Annotated in this window: 19 protein-coding genes and 2 pseudogenes; 18 read left to right on the top strand and 3 right to left on the bottom strand. The window is 72.7% G+C overall.

The window, feature by feature from the left end:
* Positions 1 to 11: 11 nt before the first annotated feature.
* The 11 genes and pseudogenes from ACIQHQ_RS08405 (at position 12) to ACIQHQ_RS08355 (ending at position 10754) form a co-directional block, all read left to right on the top strand.
* On the top strand, positions 12 to 455 hold the full coding sequence (locus ACIQHQ_RS08405; RefSeq protein ID WP_402610966.1) for an SRPBCC family protein: 444 nt from the start codon (positions 12 to 14) through the stop codon (positions 453 to 455).
* Between the two features lie 156 nt (positions 456 to 611).
* The gene (locus ACIQHQ_RS08400; protein WP_402610965.1) at positions 612 to 3002 is read left to right on the top strand and encodes an MFS transporter; all 2391 of its coding nucleotides are present in this window, start codon (positions 612 to 614) and stop codon (positions 3000 to 3002) included.
* Positions 3003 to 3004: 2 nt separating this feature from the next.
* Positions 3005 to 3244 (top strand): annotated as a pseudogene (locus tag ACIQHQ_RS08395) (carboxypeptidase-like regulatory domain-containing protein); the annotation flags it as partial.
* A gap of 127 nt (positions 3245 to 3371) precedes the next feature.
* The gene (locus tag ACIQHQ_RS08390; RefSeq protein WP_402610964.1) at positions 3372 to 3509 is read left to right on the top strand and encodes a hypothetical protein; all 138 of its coding nucleotides are present in this window, start codon (positions 3372 to 3374) and stop codon (positions 3507 to 3509) included.
* 121 nt (positions 3510 to 3630) lie between these two features.
* Positions 3631 to 4722, top strand: coding sequence for a GDSL-type esterase/lipase family protein (locus tag ACIQHQ_RS08385; protein WP_402610963.1), 1092 nt, complete (start codon positions 3631 to 3633; stop codon positions 4720 to 4722).
* Between the two features lie 74 nt (positions 4723 to 4796).
* Complete coding sequence (locus tag ACIQHQ_RS08380) at positions 4797 to 5630, top strand: M55 family metallopeptidase (RefSeq protein ID WP_402610962.1); 834 nt, start codon at positions 4797 to 4799, stop codon at positions 5628 to 5630.
* On the top strand, positions 5623 to 6936 hold the full coding sequence (locus ACIQHQ_RS08375; RefSeq protein WP_402610961.1) for a M20/M25/M40 family metallo-hydrolase: 1314 nt from the start codon (positions 5623 to 5625) through the stop codon (positions 6934 to 6936). Before ACIQHQ_RS08380 ends, ACIQHQ_RS08375 begins: the two co-directional genes overlap by 8 nt.
* Positions 6937 to 6959: 23 nt before the next feature.
* On the top strand, positions 6960 to 8906 hold the full coding sequence (locus ACIQHQ_RS08370) for a prolyl oligopeptidase family serine peptidase (protein ID WP_402610960.1): 1947 nt from the start codon (positions 6960 to 6962) through the stop codon (positions 8904 to 8906).
* Complete coding sequence (locus tag ACIQHQ_RS08365) at positions 8903 to 9835, top strand: LD-carboxypeptidase (RefSeq protein ID WP_402610959.1); 933 nt, start codon at positions 8903 to 8905, stop codon at positions 9833 to 9835. The genes ACIQHQ_RS08370 and ACIQHQ_RS08365 overlap by 4 nt, the downstream gene beginning before the upstream one ends.
* A 36-nt stretch (positions 9836 to 9871) precedes the next feature.
* Positions 9872 to 10162 (top strand): annotated as a pseudogene (locus ACIQHQ_RS08360) (peptidase S15); the annotation flags it as partial.
* Between the two features lie 31 nt (positions 10163 to 10193).
* The gene (locus ACIQHQ_RS08355) at positions 10194 to 10754 is read left to right on the top strand and encodes a GNAT family N-acetyltransferase (protein WP_402610958.1); all 561 of its coding nucleotides are present in this window, start codon (positions 10194 to 10196) and stop codon (positions 10752 to 10754) included.
* 13 nt (positions 10755 to 10767) lie between these two features.
* Here the strand turns inward: ACIQHQ_RS08355 and ACIQHQ_RS08350 are convergent, their stop codons facing one another.
* Positions 10768 to 11115, bottom strand: a complete 348-nt coding sequence (locus tag ACIQHQ_RS08350) for a VOC family protein (RefSeq protein WP_402610957.1) — start codon at positions 11113 to 11115, stop codon at positions 10768 to 10770.
* A gap of 46 nt (positions 11116 to 11161) precedes the next feature.
* Between ACIQHQ_RS08350 and ACIQHQ_RS08345 the strand changes: the two genes are divergently transcribed.
* Positions 11162 to 11632, top strand: a complete 471-nt coding sequence (locus ACIQHQ_RS08345) for a phage holin family protein (protein ID WP_402610956.1) — start codon at positions 11162 to 11164, stop codon at positions 11630 to 11632.
* A 25-nt stretch (positions 11633 to 11657) separates the two neighbouring features.
* On the opposite strand, the gene ACIQHQ_RS08340 is transcribed toward ACIQHQ_RS08345, so the two are convergent.
* Together ACIQHQ_RS08340 and ACIQHQ_RS08335 are read right to left on the bottom strand one after the other, a co-directional pair.
* Positions 11658 to 12002: a hypothetical protein gene (locus ACIQHQ_RS08340; RefSeq protein WP_402611611.1), complete on the bottom strand. Its 345-nt coding sequence runs from the start codon at positions 12000 to 12002 to the stop codon at positions 11658 to 11660.
* A 149-nt stretch (positions 12003 to 12151) separates the two neighbouring features.
* A complete protein-coding gene (locus ACIQHQ_RS08335; protein WP_402610955.1) occupies positions 12152 to 13114 on the bottom strand; it encodes an LLM class F420-dependent oxidoreductase in 963 nt (320 codons plus the stop codon).
* 171 nt (positions 13115 to 13285) lie between these two features.
* Here ACIQHQ_RS08335 and ACIQHQ_RS08330 point away from each other — a divergent pair, with 171 nt between their 5' ends.
* The 6 genes from ACIQHQ_RS08330 to ACIQHQ_RS08305 all read left to right on the top strand — a co-directional run bounded on the left by ACIQHQ_RS08330 (position 13286) and on the right by ACIQHQ_RS08305 (position 19573).
* On the top strand, positions 13286 to 15061 hold the full coding sequence (locus ACIQHQ_RS08330; protein ID WP_402610953.1) for an FAD-dependent oxidoreductase: 1776 nt from the start codon (positions 13286 to 13288) through the stop codon (positions 15059 to 15061).
* Positions 15058 to 16905, top strand: coding sequence for a transketolase (locus ACIQHQ_RS08325; RefSeq protein WP_402610951.1), 1848 nt, complete (start codon positions 15058 to 15060; stop codon positions 16903 to 16905). Before ACIQHQ_RS08330 ends, ACIQHQ_RS08325 begins: the two co-directional genes overlap by 4 nt.
* Entirely contained in the window at positions 16902 to 17861 is a 960-nt protein-coding gene (ligD, locus tag ACIQHQ_RS08320) for a non-homologous end-joining DNA ligase (protein ID WP_402610950.1), read from the top strand. Before ACIQHQ_RS08325 ends, ligD begins: the two co-directional genes overlap by 4 nt.
* Before the next feature lie 93 nt (positions 17862 to 17954).
* Positions 17955 to 18323: a gas vesicle protein gene (locus tag ACIQHQ_RS08315; protein ID WP_402611610.1), complete on the top strand. Its 369-nt coding sequence runs from the start codon at positions 17955 to 17957 to the stop codon at positions 18321 to 18323.
* A gap of 45 nt (positions 18324 to 18368) precedes the next feature.
* On the top strand, positions 18369 to 18803 hold the full coding sequence (locus ACIQHQ_RS08310) for a gas vesicle structural protein GvpA (protein WP_402610949.1): 435 nt from the start codon (positions 18369 to 18371) through the stop codon (positions 18801 to 18803).
* Positions 18800 to 19573, top strand: coding sequence for a GvpL/GvpF family gas vesicle protein (locus tag ACIQHQ_RS08305; protein ID WP_402610948.1), 774 nt, complete (start codon positions 18800 to 18802; stop codon positions 19571 to 19573). Before ACIQHQ_RS08310 ends, ACIQHQ_RS08305 begins: the two co-directional genes overlap by 4 nt.
* The last annotated feature ends 3 nt before the right edge of the window (positions 19574 to 19576 follow it).

Below are 19576 nucleotides of genomic sequence, written 5' to 3'. Positions count from 1 at the left end.
GGAGGAAAGCGATGGCGCAGGTCGAGGCCACTACGGAGCGGATCGTCGCGGCGGACGCGGAGACGGTGTTCGACGCCCTCGCCGACTACAGCGGCACGCGCGCGAAGCTCCTGCCCGAGCAGTTCAGCGAGTACGAGGTCCGGGAGGGCGGCGACGGCGAGGGCACCGTCGTCCACTGGAAGCTCCAGGCGACCAGCAAGCGGGTGCGCGACTGCCTCCTCGAGGTCAGCGAGCCCACCGACGGCGAGCTGGTCGAGAAGGACCGCAACTCCTCCATGGTCACCACCTGGCGGGTCACCCCGGCCGGTGAGGGCAAGTCCCGGGTCGTCGTGACCACCACCTGGACCGGCGCCGGCGGCATCGGCGGCTTCTTCGAGAAGACCTTCGCGCCCAAGGGCCTCGGCCGGATCTACGACGCGATGCTCACCAGGCTCGCCGCCGAGGTCGAGAAGTAGTCCGCCTCAAAACTCAAACCACCAGGGGGTGTTGTGCCCCTCACCGGTTCGAGTGATCTCCATGTGGCTCGCTCCTGTGCCGTAACTCGTCGCGCTTGCTCGTAGTTGTCGCTTTTACGCGGGAATTGCGCGGCAGCGCGACGAGGGGAGCGGTGAGTGGGCGGGATCACTCTGGCGCAGGACGAACCGGCGGTGGCGCCCCCCGACACCCCCGCACCACCGCCGGACCCGGACGCCGGACCGAGCCCGCGCCGGGTGCGGCTGGTCTTCTTCGCGCTCATGCCGGCCCTGCTCCTGGCCGCCCTGGAGCAGATGATCGTCGCCACCGCGCTCCCGAAGATCGTCGGTGAGCTGCACGGCCTGGACCGGATGTCCTGGGCGATCACCGCCTATCTGCTCACCGCCACCGTCGGGCTGCCGGTCTACGGCAAGCTCGGCGATCTGCTGGGCCGCAAGGGCGTCTTCCAGTTCGCGATCGTGGTCTTCGTCGCCGGCTCCGCGCTTGCGGGCCGAGCGCAATCCATGGATCAGCTGATCGCCTTCCGCGCCCTGCAGGGTGTCGGCGCGGGCGGCCTCATGACCGGCGTCCAGGCGATCATCGCGGACATCGTGCCGCCCCGGCGGCGGGGCCGTTACATGGGCCTGGTCGGCGCCGCCTTCGGCCTCGCCTCCGTGGCCGGACCACTGCTCGGCGGGTACTTCACCGACCACCACTCCTGGCGCTGGTGCTTCTACATCAACGTCCCCTTCGGCCTGGTCACCCTCGCCGTCGTCACGATCGCCCTGAAGCTCCCCAAGCCCGCCGCCAAGGCCCGGCTGGACGTCCTCGGCGCGCTGCTGCTGACCGCCGCCTCCACCTGTCTGGTCCTGCTGACCAGTTGGGGCGGCACCGAACACGCCTGGGACTCGCGGATGACCCTCGGCCTCGCGGCCGGCGCGGCGGCGGCCATCGTCCTCTTCCTCGTCACCGAGCACTTCGCCGCCGAACCCCTCATGCCACCGCGGCTCTTCAGGGACTCCGTCTTCAACGTCACCGGCCTGGTCGGCCTGGTGATCGGGGCGGGCCTCTTCGGCGCCGCCAGCTACCTGCCGACCTACCTGCAGATGGTCGACGGGGCCTCCGCCACCGAGTCGGGCCTGCTGATGCTGCCGATGATGGCCGGCATCGTCGGCGCCTCGATCATCGCCGGACAGCTCATCAGCCACACCGGCCGCTACAAGGCCTACCCGATCCTCGGCGGCGCCCTCTCCGCCGTCGGCATGTGGCTGTTGTCGCGCCTGGAGGTCGATACCCCCCGGCTGCACTACAGCATCTGGATGGCCGTCCTCGGCGCCGGCATCGGCATGGTGATGCCGGTCCTGATCCTCGCCGTGCAGAACTCCGTGCGCCCCGCCGACCTCGGCACCGCCACCAGCGCCCACAACTACGCCCGGCAGATCGGCGGCAGTGTCGGGGCCGCCGTCTTCGGCACCCTCCTCGCCGACCGGCTCGCCGACGCCCTCGCCCATCGCCTCCCCCCGCGCGCGGGCACCGGCCTCCCGGACCCCGAGTCCATCACCCCGCAGCTCGTGCACGCATTGCCCCCGGCGCTGCGCGACGGCTACATCCGGGCGTACGCCGACGCCATGCCGCGGATCTTCCTCTACCTGGTGCCGGTGCTGGTCCTCGGACTGGTCATCGCCCTCTTCCTCAAGGAGAAACCCCTGGTGTCCCACAATGCCTCCGTCACCGACCCGGACACGGCGCCGCGGAACGCCCCGATCCCGCAGGCCAGGGCCGCGTACGCCGCCGGCGTCCCCGTGTGCGGCTCGGTGCAGCATCACGACGGGACCGTCGTGCCCCGCGCGGCGATCACGCTCATCGACGTCACCGGGCAGCAGACCGGACGCGGCGCGAGCGGAGAGGACGGGCGCTACGCGCTGGCCACCCCGGGCCCCGGCTCGTACGTGCTGATCGCCGCGGCAGGCGGCCACCAGCCCCAGGCGGTCTCCGTGACCGTCGGCGAGCGTCCCGTCGAACTCGACATCGTCCTCGGCGGCGCCGGAAACCTGATCGGCACGGTGGTGACCGCCGACGGCACGCCCGTACGGGACGCCACCGTCACGCTCACCAACGTCCACGGCGAGGTCGTGGCCACCACCCGCAGCGGCCGAGAGGGCGGTTACGTCATCACCGATCTGGTCGCCGGTGAGTACACCCTCGCCGCGAGTGCGCCCGCCTTCCGCCCGGCCGCGCTCCCGGTCACCGTCCAGGCCGCCCGCGAGACCCGCCGGGACATCGAACTGGCCGGCGGCGCGGTACTGCGCGGCACCGTCCGGGCGGGCGGTGGCAGGCCCGTGGAGGACGCGCGCGTGACGCTGCTCGACGTGGCGGGAAACGTCGTCGACACCCTCACCACCGGCGCCGACGGCATCTTCCGCTTCGTCGACCTGTCGTCCGGCGAGTACACCGTCATCGCCGCCGGATACCCGCCCGTCGCCACCGTGCTCCAGGTCGCCGGAGGAGGCCGTACCGAGCGGGATCTCCAACTGGGGCACGAGGACTGAACGGCACCGTCCGGGCGGGCGGTGGCAGGCCCGTGGAGGACGCGCGCGTGACGCTGCTCGACGTGGCGGGAAACGTCGTCGACACCCTCACCACCGGCGCCGACGGCATCTTCCGCTTCGTCGACCTGTCGTCCGGCGAGTACACCGTCATCGCCGCCGGATACCCGCCCGTCGCCACCGTGCTCCAGGTCGCCGGAGGAGGCCGTACCGAGCGGGATCTCCAACTGGGGCACGAGGACTGAACGGCACCGGCCGGTCCCGGCGAGTGGGGGACCAGCCGCACCAAGGCCCGCAAGACGGTCTGGTTCGAGCTGACGCCGCCGCGCCGCCGAACAGCACGACCTCGAACGGGCGTGAAGGTTACGGGCCGTGCCGCAGTGTCTGTGCCCGGCCGGATGCACCGTCCCGGCGAGCGGTCGGCTGCCGCTGAAGAACACCGAGTACCGGCCGGACGGCACGCACATCGAGCTGCCGTCCACCTGGCTGGTGGCGAGGCGTACGGCCTGAGGCGAGCGGTCAGGGGGCCCGGACCCGGTGACGCGGTCTGGCGGGCGCCGATTTTGTCGGTGTACGGTCACTCGAACACCGTCCGTGCACCCGCCTCGCCCCGCGGAGGACCGTCATGCCGATGCCCTGGTTACGGATGCTGGCCGCGTCAGCGGTGTCGACGGTGCTGATCGGCACGAGCGCCGTCACGACCGCCGCCGCACCGGAGCCTCGTGGAGTACGGGACAGCGTGCACACCGCCGGGCGGGTCAAGGCCGCCGGGGACGCGCTCCAGTACAGCTGGCCCGGCGTCTACTTCGAGGGCCGGATCCGCGGCACCGGCGTGGGCGTCGTGCTCGACGATCCGGCCGCCGACTACGACGTCCAGGTCGACGGCGCCACCGTCGCGACCCTCGTCACGCCCGGCAGGACCACGCACTGGGTCAGGGGCCTGCGCGACGGCGTGCACACCGTCCGGCTCGTCAAGCGGAACGACACCCCGTGGAGCACCAGTTCCTTCGGCGGCTTCGTCGCCGCACCCGGCGGTGCCGTCCTGGCCCGGCCGGCCGCGCGCAGCCGCCAGATCGAGTTCATCGGCGACTCCCTCACGGCCGGCTACGGCAACCTCTCGACCTCCCGTGACTGCGACGGCGAACAGCTCAAGCGCACCACCGACGCCGATGTGAGCTTCGGCGCCCTCACCGCCCGGGGGCTGGGCGCCGACTACCAGATCAACGCCTATTCGGGCCAGGGCATGGTGCGCAACTACAACGGCGGCTCGCCGGAGGTGAACTACCGCACCTTCTACGACCGCGCGCTGCTGAACGTGCCGGGCGACGTCTGGCAGAACCCGGGTACGTGGCGGCCGCAGCTCGTCGTGGTCCACCTCGGCACCAACGACTTCTCCACGCCCGTCAACCCGGGCGAGCCGTGGACGGACGAGAGCCTCGCCGCCGCCTATCGCAGCGCCTACAGCGGCTTCCTCGACAAGCTGCGCAAGCGCTACGGGGCCGCGACCACCCTCCTGGCCGTGGGCACGGGCCGGTTCGCCGGCCACGTGGAGCACGCCGTGCGGGAACGCACCGGCGCGGGCGACCGCCGGGTCCGCTTCTGGTCCCTCGACACCACCGGCCTCGACTACGCCGGTTGCCACTGGCACTACTCGGCCCGCGACCACCGCCTTCTCGCCGACCGGCTCACCGCCCTCCTCGCCGACCTGCCGATCCGTTGGTGACCACCTCGTAGCCGGTTCCGCCCGCAGCGCGTAACGTGACGAACCATGAAGATCTCCGCCCTGGACGGCCTGTCATGAGAATCCTCATCAGCGCCGACATGGAGGGCGCCACCGGCGTCACCTGGCCCGACGACGTGATGCCGGGCGCGTCGCAGTGGGAGCGCTGCCGCTCGCTGTTCACCGGTGACGTCGACGCCGCCGTACGGGGCTTCCACGACGGCGGTGCCGACGAGGTGATCATCAACGAGGCGCACTCCACGATGCGCAACCTGCTGCTGGAGCGGCTCGACGACCGCGCCCGGCTGCTCACCGGCCGGCACAAGGCGCTGTCCATGGTCGAGGGCGTGCAGCACGGCGACGTCGACGGCATCGCGTTCGTCGGCTATCACGCGGGGGCCGGCATGGAGGGCGTCCTCGCGCACACCTACCTCGCCAACTCCATCACGGGCGTCTGGCTGAACGACGTACGGGCGAGCGAGGGGCTGCTCAACGCCCATGTCGCCGCCGAGTACGGGGTTCCGGTCGTGCTGGTCACCGGGGACGACGTCGCCTGCGAGGACGCGCTGGGGTACGCGCCCGAGGCGTTGAAGGTCGCGGTGAAGGACCACGTGTCGCGCTACGCGGCGGTGTGCCGCACTCCCGCCCGCACGGCGGCCGACATCCGGGCGGCGGCCAAGGAGGCGGCCGCGCTGGCGAGGCGTCACGAGCCCGTGCACGGCGGCCCGTTCACTGTGGCGGTGGAGTTCGACGCGGAGCACCTGGCGATGGCCGCCACCGTCGTCCCCGGGGTGGAGCGGATCGCGGAGCGGAAGGTGGCGTACACGAGCGAGACCATGTACGAGGGCATCCGCGCCTTCAAGGCGGTCACCACGATCGTCTCGGCCGCGGTGGAGGAGCAGTATGGCTGAGCAGGCCGACGGACCCGCACTGGACGAGGTCGTGACGTTCACGTCCGACCTCATCCGGATCGACACCACCAACCGGGGCGGCGGTGACTGCCGGGAGCGGCCCGCCGCCGAGTACGCCGCCGCACGGCTCGCCGAAGCCGGCATCGAACCGACCCTGCTGGAGCGCACCAAGGGGCGGACCAACGTCGTCGCCCGGATCGAGGGCACCGACCCCTCGGCCGGGGCCCTGCTGCTCCACGGCCATCTCGACGTCGTGCCCGCCGCGGCCGCCGACTGGAGCGTGCACCCGTTCTCCGGGGAGATCCGCGACGGGGTCGTCTGGGGGCGCGGCGCCGTCGACATGAAGAACATGGACGCGATGATCCTGGCCGTCGTGCGCGGCTGGGCACGCCAGGGCGTCCGGCCCCGCCGGGACATCGTCATCGCGTTCACCGCGGACGAGGAGGCCAGCGGCGCGGACGGCTCCGGCTTCCTCGCCGACGAGCACCCCGCGCTGTTCGAGGGCTGCACCGAAGGCATCAGCGAGTCCGGCGCCTTCACCTTCCACGACGGCGACGGGCGGCAGATCTACCCGATCGCGGCCGGGGAACGCGGCACCGCCTGGCTGAAGCTCACCGCCCGCGGACGCGCCGGGCACGGTTCCAAGGTGAACCGGGACAACGCCGTGACCCGCCTCGCGGGCGGGATCGCGCGGATCGGCGCGCACGAGTGGCCGCTCAGGCTCACCCCGACCGTGCGCGCCGCGCTCACCGAACTCGCCGCGCTCTACGGCATCGAGACCGACCTCACCGACGTGGACGCGCTGCTGGAGAAGTTCGGCCCGGCCGCGAAACTCGTCGAGCCGACCCTCCGCAACAGCGCCAACCCGACCATGCTGGACGCCGGTTACAAGATCAACGTCATTCCCGGCGAGGCCGTGGCCCACGTGGACGGCCGGTACCTGCCCGGCGGCGAGGAGGAATTCCGCAGCACCCTCGACCGGCTCACGGGGCCGGACGTGGACTGGGAGTTCCACCACCGGGAGGTCGCCCTGGAGTCGCCGGTGGACTCGGCGACGTTCGCCGGGATGCGGGCCGCCGTCGAGGAGTTCGCACCCGAGGGGCACGTGGTGCCGTTCTGCATGTCCGGCGGCACCGACGCCAAGCAGTTCTCCCGCCTCGGCATCACCGGCTACGGCTTCACCCCGCTGAAACTGCCGGACGGCTACGACTACGCGGCCATGTTCCACGGTGTCGACGAGCGGGTACCGGTCGAGGCGCTGCACTTCGGTGTCCGCGTACTCGACCGGTTCCTGCGGACGGCCTAGGAGACTGGGGGAAGACGGTGCGGATGCTGGCCTACGGGGCGTGGCCCTCACCCATCGACGCGGCCCTGGCCGCCGCCCACGACGGGCACCCGGAATACGTGGGCTTCGTCGGCGACGAGGTGTGGTGGACCGAGCCGCGCCCCGCCGAGGGCGGCCGGCGCACCCTGGTGCGGCGGCACACCGACGGCCGGGAGGAGTCGCTGCTGCCCGCGCCGTGGAACGTGCGCAGCCGGGTCATCGAGTACGGCGGGCACCCCTGGGCCGCCCTCGCGTGCGACACCGGGCCCCTGGTGCTGTTCGTGAACTTCGCCGACCAGCGGCTGTACCGCTGGGAGCCGGGAGGCGAGCCGCGCCCGCTGACACCCCTGACCCCGGTGGGCGGCGGCCTGCGCTGGGCCGAGCCGCTGCCGCTGCCGGAACGGGGTGAAGTATGGTGCGTGCTGGAGGAGTTCACCGGTGAGGGGCCCACCGACGTGCGTCGCGTCCTGGCCGCCGTCCCGCTGGACGGCTCAGCGGCCCGGGACCGGGACGCCGTACGCGAACTCACCGACGCCCGGCACCGGTTCGTCACCGGGCCGAAGCTCTCGCCCGACGGGCGGAGGGCCGCCTGGCTCGCCTGGGACCATCCCCGCATGCCCTGGGACGGCACCGAACTGCTCCTCGCCGACGTCGCCCCCGACGGCACCCTGCGCGACGCCCGGGCCGTGGCCGGCGGCCCCGGCGAGTCGATCGCGCAGGCCGACTGGAGCCATGACGGCCGCCTGCTGCACGCGAGCGACCGCACCGGCTGGTGGAACCTGTACCTGGACGGCGAGCCGCTGTGCCCGCGCGAGGAGGAGTTCGGCGGGGCCCTGTGGAAGCTCGGGTCGAGATGGTTCACGCCGCTGGGCAGCGGTCTGATCGCCGTCGTGCACGGCCGGGGCGCGACCGCCCTCGGCATCCTGGACCCCGAGACCAGCGAGGTCGTCGACGCGGCCGGGCCCTGGACCGAGTTCGCCCCCACCCTCGCCGCACACGGCGAACGGGTCGTCGCCGTCGGGGCCAGCCCGCGCAGCGCCTACGAGGTCGTGGAGCTGGACGCCCGCACCGGCCGGGCCCGGGTCATCGGCGCCGAGCACGACGACGCCGTGGATCCCGCGTACTACCCCGAGCCGCAGATGCGCACCTTCACCGGCCCCGACGGACGCGACATCCACGCCCACATCTACCCGCCGCACCATCCAGGCTGTGTCGCGCCCGGCGACGAACTGCCGCCCTACGTCGTCTGGGCGCACGGCGGGCCCACCGGCCGTGCGCCGCTCGTGCTCGACCTGGAGATCGCGTACTTCACCTCGCGCGGCATCGGCGTCGCCGAGGTCGACTACGGCGGCTCCACGGGATACGGCCGCCCGTACCGCGAGCGGCTGCGCGAGCAGTGGGGCGTGGTCGACGTCGAGGACTGCGCCGCCGTCGCCCTCGCCCTGGCCGACGAGGGCACCGCCGACCGCGCCCGGCTCGCCGTCCGGGGCGGCAGCGCGGGCGGCTGGACCGCGGCCGTCTCGCTCGCCACCACCGACGTCTACGCCTGCGGCACGATCAAGTACCCGATCCTGGACCTCGCCGGCTGGGGCACGGGGGAGACCCACGACTTCGAGTCGCGGTACCTGGAGAGCCTGATCGGGCCGCTCGCCGACGTGCCCAGCCGGTACGCGGAGCGCTCGCCCGCCGCGCACGCCGAGCACATCACCGTGCCGTTCCTGCTGCTCCAGGGCCTGGACGACGTGATCTGCCCACCCGTCCAGTGCGAGCGGTTCCTGGCCCGGCTGGCGGACCGAAAGGTGCCGCACGCGTATCTCGCCTTCGAGGGAGAGGGGCACGGGTTCCGGAAGGCCGAGACCATGGTGCGCGCGCTGGAGGCCGAACTCTCCCTGTACGCCCAGGTGTTCCGCCTGGACCCGCCCGGCATCCCGACCCTGGAGCTCGCCCGGTGAACCCGTTGGTACGACCGCCCCGGCTCGCCCCCGGCGCCCGGGTCGCCGTCGTCGCGCCGAGCGGGCCCGTGCCCGAGGAGCGGCTGCAGGCCGGGCTCGACATTGTGCGCGGCTGGGACCTCGATCCGGTGGTGGCTCCCCATGTGCTGGGCCGCCACAGTGAGTTGGGCTATCTCGCCGGTGCGGACGCGCAGCGGGCCGCCGACCTGCAGAACGCCTGGTGCGATCCGTCCGTCGCGGCCGTGCTGTGCGCCCGGGGCGGCTACGGGGCGCAGCGCATGGTCGACCTGCTCGATTGGGCGGCGATGCGGGCGGCCGGCCCGAAGGTGCTCGCCGGATTCAGCGACATCACCGTTCTGCACCAGGCCTTCGCCACCCGCCTGGGCCTGGTCACTCTGTACGGACCCGCGGCCGCGGGCGTGGACTTCCTCAAGAACGCCCGTGCCCAGGAACATCTGCGGGCCACCCTCTTCGCGCCGGAATCGGTGCGGATCGTCACGGCCGTACCCCCGGGCGGCACCGCTCTGGTGCCGGGCCGGGCGCGGGGCGTCACCCTGGGTGGCTGCCTGAGCCTGCTCGCCAGCGACATCGGCACCCCGCACGCCCCTGCCGGGGCGCGGGGCGGGCTGCTGCTGATGGAGGACGTCGGCGAGAGCCCCTACCGCCTGGACCGGTATCTGACCCAACTCCTGCGCACCGGCTGGCTCGACGGCGTCGCCGGGATCGTCCTCGGGTCCTGGGAGGGGTGTGGCCCGTACGAGGAACTGCGCGCGGTCCTGGCCGACCGGCTCGAGGGCCTGCGCGTCCCGGTCGTGGAGGAGTTCGGGTTCGGGCACGGACCGGGCGCGCTGACGATGCCCTTCGGGGTGCCGGCCGAACTGGACGTCGACGCGGCCACGCTGACGTTCGACGAGCCGGCCCTGAGGTGAGCGGACCGCTTCCGACATCTCGTCAAGAAGCCCCCTGACGCGGCCCGCCGAACGGTCCTGTCCGCCAAGCTCTGCGACGTCGCCCTCGACGGCACCCGCACGCTGGTGCGCCGCCTGGTCGCACCGGTGTGCGTCCCGGACGTCACCAAGAGCTTCACCGTCACCCTGCCCGCCATCACGTGCCGGTACGAGAAGCGGTACCGGCTGCGGTTCGTGATCGCGGCGAGCGACGACGCGCACTTCGGCAACCGGGGGAGCGAACCGGTGACCGTGGTCAGCGGGCCGCGCGACACGGGGACGCTCCGGCTGCCGGTCGTCGGGTCCTGAAGGATTCCGGCGGCGCGGTTACCGTGGCAGGGTGCCGCACCACACATCTCGCCACCTCGCCGAAGGCCCCCGGGTGGGCATACGCCACTTCACCTACGAGGACGGCGCCGAGTTCACCGCCCGCGCCCGGGAGAGCCAGGACCTGCACCACCCGTGGCTCTTCCCGCCCACCACCTCGCAGGCCTACACCGCCTACGCCGGCCGGCTGATCGAGGACCGGTCCAAGGCCGGGTTCCTGGTGTGCGAGAAGAGCGGCGGGGCCATCGGCGGCTTCATCAACATCAACAACATCGTCGAGGGCGGCTTCCGGTCCGGGGCACTGGGCTACGGCGCCTTCGCGCACGCCGCGGGGCGGGGACTGATGCGCGAAGGGCTCGACCTCGTCGTGCGGTACGCGTTCGGCCCGATGCGGCTGCACCGGCTGGAGATCAACGTCCAGCCGGGCAACGCCGCGTCGATCGCCCTCGCCCGCCGCTGCGGGTTCCGCCTGGAGGGATTCTCGCCGAAGATGCTCTTCGTGGACGGGGCCTGGCGCGATCACCAACGCTGGGCGATCACCACCGAGATGATCACCCCGCGGGGGCCGAGCTGAGCCCCGACGGCGTCTACGCCTGGCGGTCCACGTACTCGTAGACCGCCCCGTCCGGATGCAGGGCGATCAGGTTGCGGCCCGCCGGCGAGGCGATCGGGCCCGCGACGATGTGGGCCCCCAGGCCGGTCAGCACCTTGTGGGTCTCCTCGACATCCGTCACGGCGATCGTCGCGGCGACCTTGCGCAGCACCTCCAGTTCGGCCGGGGGACCGCTCATCAGCAGGAAGCAGCCGATCGCCGCCACCTGGACACCGCCCCGCTCGAAGCGCTGGGCTCTGCCGCCCGCCAGCCGCTCGTAGAAGGGGATCGCGGTCTCGAGGTCGTCGACGCAGACGCGCAGTGTGGCACCCAGAATCTCCATGCCACCGAGCCTAGTTAGGCGCAGGGGGCGAGGGTACCCGCCGGGCATGAAGCCGTTGGATCACCTGGAGCACTTGGACAAGCACCTGGTCGACGAGCTGGCACAGGTGGCGCGCGAGACCGTGCGTGAGGAACTGCGCGAGCAGACGCGCAAGCAGCGCCGCAAGGCAGCGCTGTACGCGGCGTCCGGCGCCCTCGCCCTGTACGCCGGCGCGGCCCTCGCGCTCGCCGTGGGGCTGGCCCTCGCCCTCGGCCTGCCCGACTGGGCCGCCGCGCTGATCACCGCCGTGATCCTGGGTGCCCTCGCCCATGTGCTGCGCGGCATGGCCCGGCCGTCCCGGCCGGGCCGGGAGCACGCGGCCGGGATGGCGCCGGGCGGGGACGACGCCCGCCGGACCGCCGCCGGGGCCGTCGGCGGCATGCCGTATCCGCCCGCGCCGCCCGGCGGGACGGCCGCCCCGGGCACCGTGCCCCCGCGGCCGGCGGCCGCCCCGGACGTACCCCACCGCGGGGTGTGACACCCGAGGCCCACCCCGTGTCCCGCTACGCGCTGTGCGTGCCGCCTGCCGCACCGGCCTCCGTACCGTCGAGGAACCGCAGCAGTACGGCCGCCTCCGCCCGGAGCCGTTCGGCCCGGGCGGCATGCGCAGGTGCGATCAACTGCGCGGCGGCTTCCAGCCGTTCGGCGACCTCGGCACGTACGACGTCCACCGCCTCCCGCTCGCTGAGCTCCCGCCGGGCCGCCTCCGTGGCGCCCGCGCCGACCGGCGAGGCCTCCAGAGCGCCGGCGCCGGACCCGGTCTCGTCCACGGGCACCGCCTCGGCGTTGTCCAGCGCGGACAGCGTGCCGCGCAGGGCGTTCACGGCGGCCCTGTCCCGGGCCCGCATCGCTTCCGGCAGGGCCTCACGCATACGTAGGCGAACAGACATGCGGCGACTCTAGGCGACCCGGTACTCCTCCACCGTCTGATTTCCGAGGGTGAACGCATGGCCAACGACCCGGGCCGGGCGGACGTATGCGGCGAGGACGCCCCTCGTCACACGGTCTGCTGGAGCTGAGGCAGCACCTTCGTGCGGTAGAAGTCGAAGAAGCCGCGCAGGTCGGGGCCGATCTGGTTCACGTAGACCCGGTCGAAGCCCGCGTTCGCGAACTGCTTCAGTTCCGCCACGTGCTCGTCCACGACGTCGCCGCACACCCGGTTCTCGCGCACCATGTCCTCGGTGACGAGCTGCTGCGCCTGCTCGAAGTGCTTGGGGGAGGGCAGCACCTGGCCGAGCTCGCCCGGCAGCTGCTCGTTCGCCCAGAGCCGGTGGACGGTCCGCACGGCCTCGTCCTTGTCGGTGCCGTAACAGACCTTGGTGCCGCCGCTGACCAGCTTTCCGCCGCCACCGCCCTTGCGGTACTGCTCCACCATGGTCTCGTCGGGCATCACCGTGATGTACCCGTCACCGACGCGGGAGGCGAGCTGAGTCGCCGCCGGGCCGAAGCCGGAGACGTCGATCGGGATCGGCTCGTCCGGGACCGTGTACAGGCGTGCGTTCTCCACCGTGTAGTGCGGGCCGTGGTGGTTGACCTCCTCGCCGGTGAACAGCCGGCGCATCACTTGGATGGCCTCCTCCAGCATCTCCAGACGGACGTGGGCCGGCGGCCAGTGGTCGCCGAGGATGTGCTCGTTGAGCGCCTCGCCGGAGCCGACACCGAGACGGAAGCGGTTGTTCGTCATCACCGCGCTGGTCGCCGCGGCCTGCGCCACCACCGCCGGGTGCATGCGCACGGTCGGGCAGGTCACCGCCGTCTCGATCGGCAGGGACACCGCCTCCGACAGCGCGCCGATCACCGACCACACGAACGGGCTCTGGCCCTGCTCGTCGTTCCACGGGTGGTAGTGGTCCGAGATCCACAGCGCCTGGAATCCGGCCTGTTCGGCCATCCGCGCCTGCTCGATCAGCTCGGCCGGTCCGTACTGCTCGCACGAGAGGAAGTAACCGTACTCGGGCATGGGGGAGTGCCTCCGCGACATCGGCGGTCCGTATCCCGCACCGGGTACCCGGGCACGGGGCCGGAAACCGGCGGCGTCGGGGCGAGCGGGTCCCGGCCCACGTTTGGGCGCCCTGGCCAGGGGGACGCGGAAGGCTCCTGAGCCACGCGACAGCGCCGGAGGCGAGCGACCGTGAGTCGACCCCGCATCCTGATCATCGGTGCCGGCTTCGCCGGATACCGCACGGCCCGCACCCTGTCCCGGCTCACCCGGGGCCGGGCCCACATCACCCTGCTGAATCCGACCGACTACTTCCTGTACCTGCCCCTGCTGCCCCAGGTCGCGGCAGGCATCCTGGAGCCGCGCCGGGTCACCGTCTCCCTCTCGGACTCGCTGCCGAACGTACGGCTCGTACTCGGTGAGGCCGACCGGATCGACCTCGACGACCGTACGCTGCACTACACCGGCCCCGAGGGCGACGGCGGCACCCTCTCCTACGACCGGCTGGTGCTCGCCGCCGGCAGCGTCAACAAGCTGCTGCCGATCCCCGGTGTCGCCGAGCACGCGCACGGCTTCCGCGGGCTGCCCGAGGCGCTGTACCTGCGCGATCACGTGACCCGGCAGGTGGAGCTCGCGGCTTCCGCCGACGACCCCGGGACGTGCGCCGCGCGGTGCACCTTCGTCGTGGTGGGCGCGGGATACACCGGTACCGAGGTCGCGGCGCACGGGCAGATGTTCACCGACGCGCAGGTGCGCAAGCACCCGCTGCGGCAGGGCATGCGGCCGCGCTGGATGCTGCTGGACGTGGCGTCGCGGGTGCTGCCCGAGATGGACGAGAAGCTCTCGGCCACCGCCGACCGGGTCCTGCGGCAGCGGGGCGTGGACGTGCGGATGGGGACCTCGGTCAAGGAGGCCACACACGAGGGGGTCGTGCTGACCGACGGCGAGTTCGTCGCGACCCGGACCCTGGTGTGGTGCGTGGGCGTGCGTCCCGACCCGCTGGTGGAGTCCCTCGGGCTGCCCATGGAGAAGGGACGGCTGCTCGTCGATCCGCACCTGCGGGTGCCGGGCCGCCCGGAGCTGTTCGCGTGCGGTGACGTCGCCGCGGTACCCGACCTGCAAAACCCGGGGAGCTATACGCCGATGACCGCGCAGCACGCATGGCGGCACGGCAAGGTCGCGGCGGAGAACGTCGCCGCGTCGCTCGGTCTGGGCGGTGCGCACAAGCCGTACCGCCACCGCGACCTGGGGTTCGTCGTCGACCTGGGCGGGGCCAAGGGCGCCGCCAACCCGCTGGGTGTGGCCCTCTCCGGTGTGCCGGCGGGTGCGGTGACGCGGGGCTACCATCTCGCCGCGATGCCCGGGAACCGGGTCCGGGTCGCCGCGGACTGGCTGCTGGACGCCGTACTGCCGCGCCAGGCCGTGCAGTTGGGGCTCGTACGGTCCTGGTCGGTGCCGCTGGACACGTCGTCCCCGGAGGTGGCCCGCGTGCCGGGCGGCCCCGGTCAGCGGCAGGAGGCGACCGCCAGGTCCGGGCCGGGGGCGGCGCTCGCGGCCGACACGGACGACGGGGGCACCGGCGGGGGAGGGCCCGGCCGGGCCCGGCCCCAGAATGAGCCCGCGAAGGGGCAGCCCGGATCCGGGGCGACGCAGGTACGTCCCGGATCCGGGGCCGCGGAACGGCGCTCCGAGTCCGACACGCCCAAGGGCCGCCCGGCAGCGGACCGGGCGCGCACTGAGCCGGCCAGGAATCAGCCGGGTGGTGAGCCGGCCAGGAATCAGCCGGGTGGTGAGCCGGCCAGGAATCAGCCGGGTGGTGAGCCGGCCAGGAATCAGCCCGGTGGTGAGCCCGCCAAGAACCAGCCCGGCCCGGCACCCGCGCCCGGCCGGCCACCCGCGGGTCACCCCGCCCCCGGCCCCGTCAAACGAACCGACGCCCCGGACGACTCCGCGAAAGGAGACTCATGAACACCGGTGAACTCACCGACCTCGGACAGCAGCTGCGGGTGGACAGCGTCCGCGCCGCCGCCGCGGCGGGATCCGGGCATCCGACGTCCTCGATGTCCGCTGCCGACCTGATGGCCGTCCTGTTCGCACACCACCTCCGCTACGACTTCGACCGCCCGGCCCACCCGGGCAACGACCGCTTCGTCCTGTCCAAGGGCCACGCCTCCCCGCTGCTCTACTCCGCCTACAAGGCGGCCGGCGCCATCGACGACGAGGAACTGCTCACCTTCCGCAAGCTGGGCAGCCGCCTCGAGGGGCACCCCACCCCGCAGCGCCTTCCGTGGGTCGAGACGGCCACCGGCTCGCTCGGACAAGGCCTGCCGGTAGGAGTCGGCATCGCGCTGTCCGGCAAGCGGCTCGACCGCACCGGCTACCGCACCTGGGTGCTGTGCGGTGACAGCGAGCTGGCCGAGGGGTCCGTATGGGAGGCCGCCGAGCACGCCGGATACGAACACCTGGACAACCTCACCGTGATCGTCGACGTCAACCGCCTCGGCCAGCGCGGCCCCACCCGGCACGGCCACGACCTGGACGCCTACGCCCGCCGCTTCCAGGCCTTCGACTGGCACACCATCGAGGTCGACGGCCACGACGTGGACGCCATCGACCGCGCCTACGGAGAGGCCGCGTCGACCAAGGGCCAGCCCACCGCGATCCTCGCCCGTACCCTCAAGGGCAAGGGCGTCGAGGGCGTCCAGGACCGCGAGGGCCTGCACGGCAAGCCGCTGCCGGAGGCCGAGGAGGCCGTCACCGAACTCGGCGGCCCGCGCGACCTCCGCGTCCGGGTGCAGGAGCCGCCCGCCGCCCGCATGCTGCACTCCGTCCACACCGGCGACTTCGAGCTCCCGAGGTGGGACGAGGGTGAGGAGGTCGCCACCCGCAACGCGTTCGGTGAGGCGCTCGCCGCCCTCGGCACCGGCCGCGGCGACATCGTCGCCCTGGACGGCGAGGTCGGTGACTCCACCCGCGCCGAGTTCTTCGCCAAGGAGCACCCCGACCGCTACTTCGAGTGCTACATCGCCGAGCAGCAGCTGGTCGCCTCGGCGGTCGGCCTCGCGTCCCGCGGCTGGGTGCCGTACGCCGCCACGTTCGCGGCGTTCCTGACCCGCGCCTACGACTTCATCCGGATGGCGTCCGTCAGCGGCTCCGGCATCAACCTCGTCGGCTCGCACGCGGGCGTCGCCATCGGCGAGGACGGGCCCAGCCAGATGGGCCTGGAGGACCTGGCGATGATGCGGGCGGTGCACGGCTCGACCGTGCTGTACCCGTGCGACGCCAACCAGACCGCACGGCTGGTCGGCGCGATGGCCGGCCTGGAGGGCGTCCGCTACCTGCGCACCTCGCGCGGCGAGAGCCCCGTGATCTACGGCCCCGACGAGGACTTCCCGGTCGGCGGCAGCAAGGTGCTGCGCTCCTCCGGCCAGGACCGGCTGACCCTCGTCGCGGCGGGCGTCACCGTGCACGAGGCACTGGCCGCCGCCGAGGCGTTGCAGCAGGAGGACATCGCGGTGCGGGTGATCGACCTGTACTCCGTGAAGCCCGTCGACCGGGCCACCCTGCGCCGGGCCGCCGAGGAGACCGGCTGCCTGGTGACCGTGGAGGACCACCACCCCGAGGGCGGCATCGGGGACGCCGTCCTGGACGCCTTCACCGACGGGCGCCCCGTACCGCGCCTGGTGCGGCTCGGCGTGCGCACGATGCCGGGCTCGGCGTCCCCCGAGGAGCAGCTGCGCGCCTCGGGCATCGACGCGGAGTCCATCGCGGCGGCCGGACGGCTGCTGGTGGAGGAGGCGGTCGTGCGGTGAGCGGCGGCGACGGCACGCGCAGGGTGCGGGCGGGCCGCCGCACGGTGGAGGTGCACCGGCCGGACAAGGTGCTCTTCCCCGGCGGCGGGGACGCCAAGGAGTACACCAAGGGCGACCTGGTGGACTACCACCGGGCCGTCGCGCCCTTCATGCTGCCGCATCTGCGCGGCCGTCCGCTGATGCTGGAACGGCATCCGGACGGCATCGACGGACCGACGTTCATGCAGAAGAACACTCCGGAGCACTACCCGGAGTGGATCCCCCGCGCGGAGGTGACCAAGGAGGGCGGCACCGTCCGACACGCCGTCTGTGAGGACACGGCCACCCTCGTCTACCTGGCCGACCAGGCGAGCGTCAGCCTGCACCGCTGGCTGTCCCGCGTCGGCAGCGTCGACCACCCCGACCGGCTGGTCTTCGACCTCGACCCTCCCCCAGTGCCTGAAGGGCCTGGGGGGACCCCCAGGGACGACTTCGAGGCCGTGCGCGTGGCCGCCCGGCTGCTCGGGGAACTGCTCGACGAGCTGGAACTGCCCTCGGCGCTGATGACCACCGGCTCGCGCGGGCTGCACGTGATCGTGCCGCTGAACGGCCGGCACGACTTCGACGAGGCGCGCGGCTTCGCCCGGGACGTCGCCGACCTGCTCGCCGCCGCCCACCCCGACCGGCTCACCACCGCCGCCCGCAAGAAGGAACGCGGCGACCGGCTCTACCTCGACATCCAGCGCAACGCCTACGCCCAGACCGCCGTCGCGCCCTACACGGTCCGGCCCCGCCCCGGCGCGCCGGTGGCCACACCCATCACCTGGGGGCAGCTCGACGACCCGGAGCTGCACGCCCGCCGCTGGACCATCGCCGACGCCGTCGAGCAGGCCCGCACCAATCCCTGGTCAGGCCTGCTGCGCCGCGGCCGGGCGCTGGGACCGGCCCGGCGGCGGCTGAACGCCCTGCGCGGCTGAACCACCGCCTCCGTCAGCCGGGCAGGTGGCAGATGCATGCGTCCCCAGAGGTTTGGCGAACACGCTTGCGGCCACACGGAGGGGGAGGTGGCCATGTCGAACACAAACAACACGCAAGAGTCGCAGAGTTCACAGAAGTCACAGGACTCTCAGAATTCGAGCAAAACGAACGACAACCGGTCGGCCCCGAAACGGCCGAGCCCGATGGAGGTGCTGCGCCAGGCGCGCGGCCAGCTCGCGGAACTCACCGGCATGGAAGCCGAGTCCGTGTCGTCCTTCGAGCAGACGGAGGAGGGCTGGGCGCTGGAGGTCGAGGTCCTCGAACTCGAGCGCGTGCCCGACACGATGAGCCTGATGGCGAGCTACCAGGTCGAGCTCGACCCCGACGGACAGCTGACGGGTTACCGGCGCGTCCGCCGCTATGAACGCGGTCGGTCCGACGCGCGCAGGGGCGGCCGCTAGGCCCCCTGACCGGACCCGCACCCAACACGAGGAGGAACACCCGGCATGACAGTCGTACCGGCACAGCAGTCCGGCGGCGGAGGCGGCAGCAGCGGTCTCTACGACGTGCTTGAGCTCGTCCTGGACAGGGGGCTCGTCATCGACGCATTCGTGCGTGTCTCCCTGGTCGGCATCGAGATCCTCAAGATCGACGTCCGCGTCGTCGTCGCCAGCGTCGACACCTATCTGCGCTTCGCCGAGGCGTGCAACCGGCTCGACCTGGAGGCCGGGCCGCGCAAGGACCCGGGCCTGCCCGACCTGGTCGGCGAGATGACCGAGTCCGGCGCCCGCGGCAAGTCGAAGGGGGCGCTGTCCGGCGCAGCCGAGACCATCTCCGACGCCTTCAAGCAGGGGCGGAGCGAGAACGCCGAGCGTGAGACCGAGTCGCGTCCGCGAGCCCGCAAGAGCACGTCGTCGCGCCGTAAGGAGGAGCAGGAGTGAGCACGTACGTCTACGGCATCGCCGCCGGTTCGCACCCCGGGCTGCCCGAGGGCATGAGTGGCGTCGGCGACCCGCCCCGCCCGGTGCGCATCCTGCGCGAAGGTGACCTCGCGGCGATCGTCAGTGAGGCGCCCGACGGGCTGCGGCCCAAGAGGAAGGAACTGCTCGCCCACCAGAACGTGCTCAGCGAGGCCGGTGCGGCCGGCTGCGTGCTGCCCATGCGGTTCGGCAGCGTCGCCCCGGACGACAACTCCATCACGGGGGTGCTCGCCGAGCGCGCCGAGCACTACAAGGAGCGGCTGCGGGCGCTGGACAACCGGGTCGAGTACAACGTCAAGGCCAACCACGTCGAAGAGGCCGTCCTGCACCAGGTGATGGCCGAGAGCCCCGACATCCGCGCGCTCGCGGAGGCCAATCGGCAGGCCGGCGGCGGCAGTTACGACGACAAGATCCGGCTCGGCGAGATGGTCGCCGCCGCGGTCAAGGCCAAGGAGGCCGACGACGGCGCGGCGGTGCAGCGGGCCCTGGAAGGGGCCGCCGACGACACGAGCGTGGGCCCCGAGTCCACGGGCTGGCTGGCCAACGTGTCGTTCCTGGTGGACCGGGAGTCGGCCGAGTCCTTCCTGGCCGCGGTCGAGCAGGTCCGCAAGGACATGCCGCACCTGGAGGTGCGGGTCAACGGTCCGCTCCCGCCGTACAGCTTCGTCGAGCCCGGCCCGGCCGAGCCCGCTGGCACCGTGGCGAGCGGCACGGACACCGGAGCGGGGTGACGA

Origin of the sequence: Streptomyces sp. NPDC092370 (genome assembly GCF_044755265.1) — a bacterium.
Taxonomy (GTDB): domain Bacteria; phylum Actinomycetota; class Actinomycetes; order Streptomycetales; family Streptomycetaceae; genus Streptomyces.
Note: the sequence above shows the minus strand (reverse complement) of the source record. Positions and strands in the feature narration are given on the sequence as shown.

Bases quoted from the DNA above. Each gene is read 5' to 3' on its own strand.
- ACIQHQ_RS08405 (WP_402610966.1), top strand. From the start codon at position 12: ATGGCGCAGGTCGAGGCCACTACGGAGCGGATCGTCGCGGCGGACGCG.
- ACIQHQ_RS08335 (WP_402610955.1), bottom strand. From the start codon at position 13,114: ATGCCCGAGTACGGTTACTTCCTCTCGTGCGAGCAGTACGGACCGGCC.
- ACIQHQ_RS08350 (WP_402610957.1), bottom strand. From the start codon at position 11,115: ATGGAGATTCTGGGTGCCACACTGCGCGTCTGCGTCGACGACCTCGAG.
- ACIQHQ_RS08340 (WP_402611611.1), bottom strand. From the start codon at position 12,002: ATGCGGGCCCGGGACAGGGCCGCCGTGAACGCCCTGCGCGGCACGCTG.
- ACIQHQ_RS08370 (WP_402610960.1), top strand. From the start codon at position 6,960: ATGCTGGCCTACGGGGCGTGGCCCTCACCCATCGACGCGGCCCTGGCC.
- ACIQHQ_RS08315 (WP_402611610.1), top strand. From the start codon at position 17,955: ATGTCGAACACAAACAACACGCAAGAGTCGCAGAGTTCACAGAAGTCA.
- ACIQHQ_RS08325 (WP_402610951.1), top strand. From the start codon at position 15,058: ATGAACACCGGTGAACTCACCGACCTCGGACAGCAGCTGCGGGTGGAC.
- ACIQHQ_RS08375 (WP_402610961.1), top strand. From the start codon at position 5,623: ATGGCTGAGCAGGCCGACGGACCCGCACTGGACGAGGTCGTGACGTTC.
- ACIQHQ_RS08385 (WP_402610963.1), top strand. From the start codon at position 3,631: ATGCCCTGGTTACGGATGCTGGCCGCGTCAGCGGTGTCGACGGTGCTG.
- ACIQHQ_RS08380 (WP_402610962.1), top strand. From the start codon at position 4,797: ATGAGAATCCTCATCAGCGCCGACATGGAGGGCGCCACCGGCGTCACC.
- ACIQHQ_RS08345 (WP_402610956.1), top strand. From the start codon at position 11,162: ATGAAGCCGTTGGATCACCTGGAGCACTTGGACAAGCACCTGGTCGAC.
- ACIQHQ_RS08310 (WP_402610949.1), top strand. From the start codon at position 18,369: ATGACAGTCGTACCGGCACAGCAGTCCGGCGGCGGAGGCGGCAGCAGC.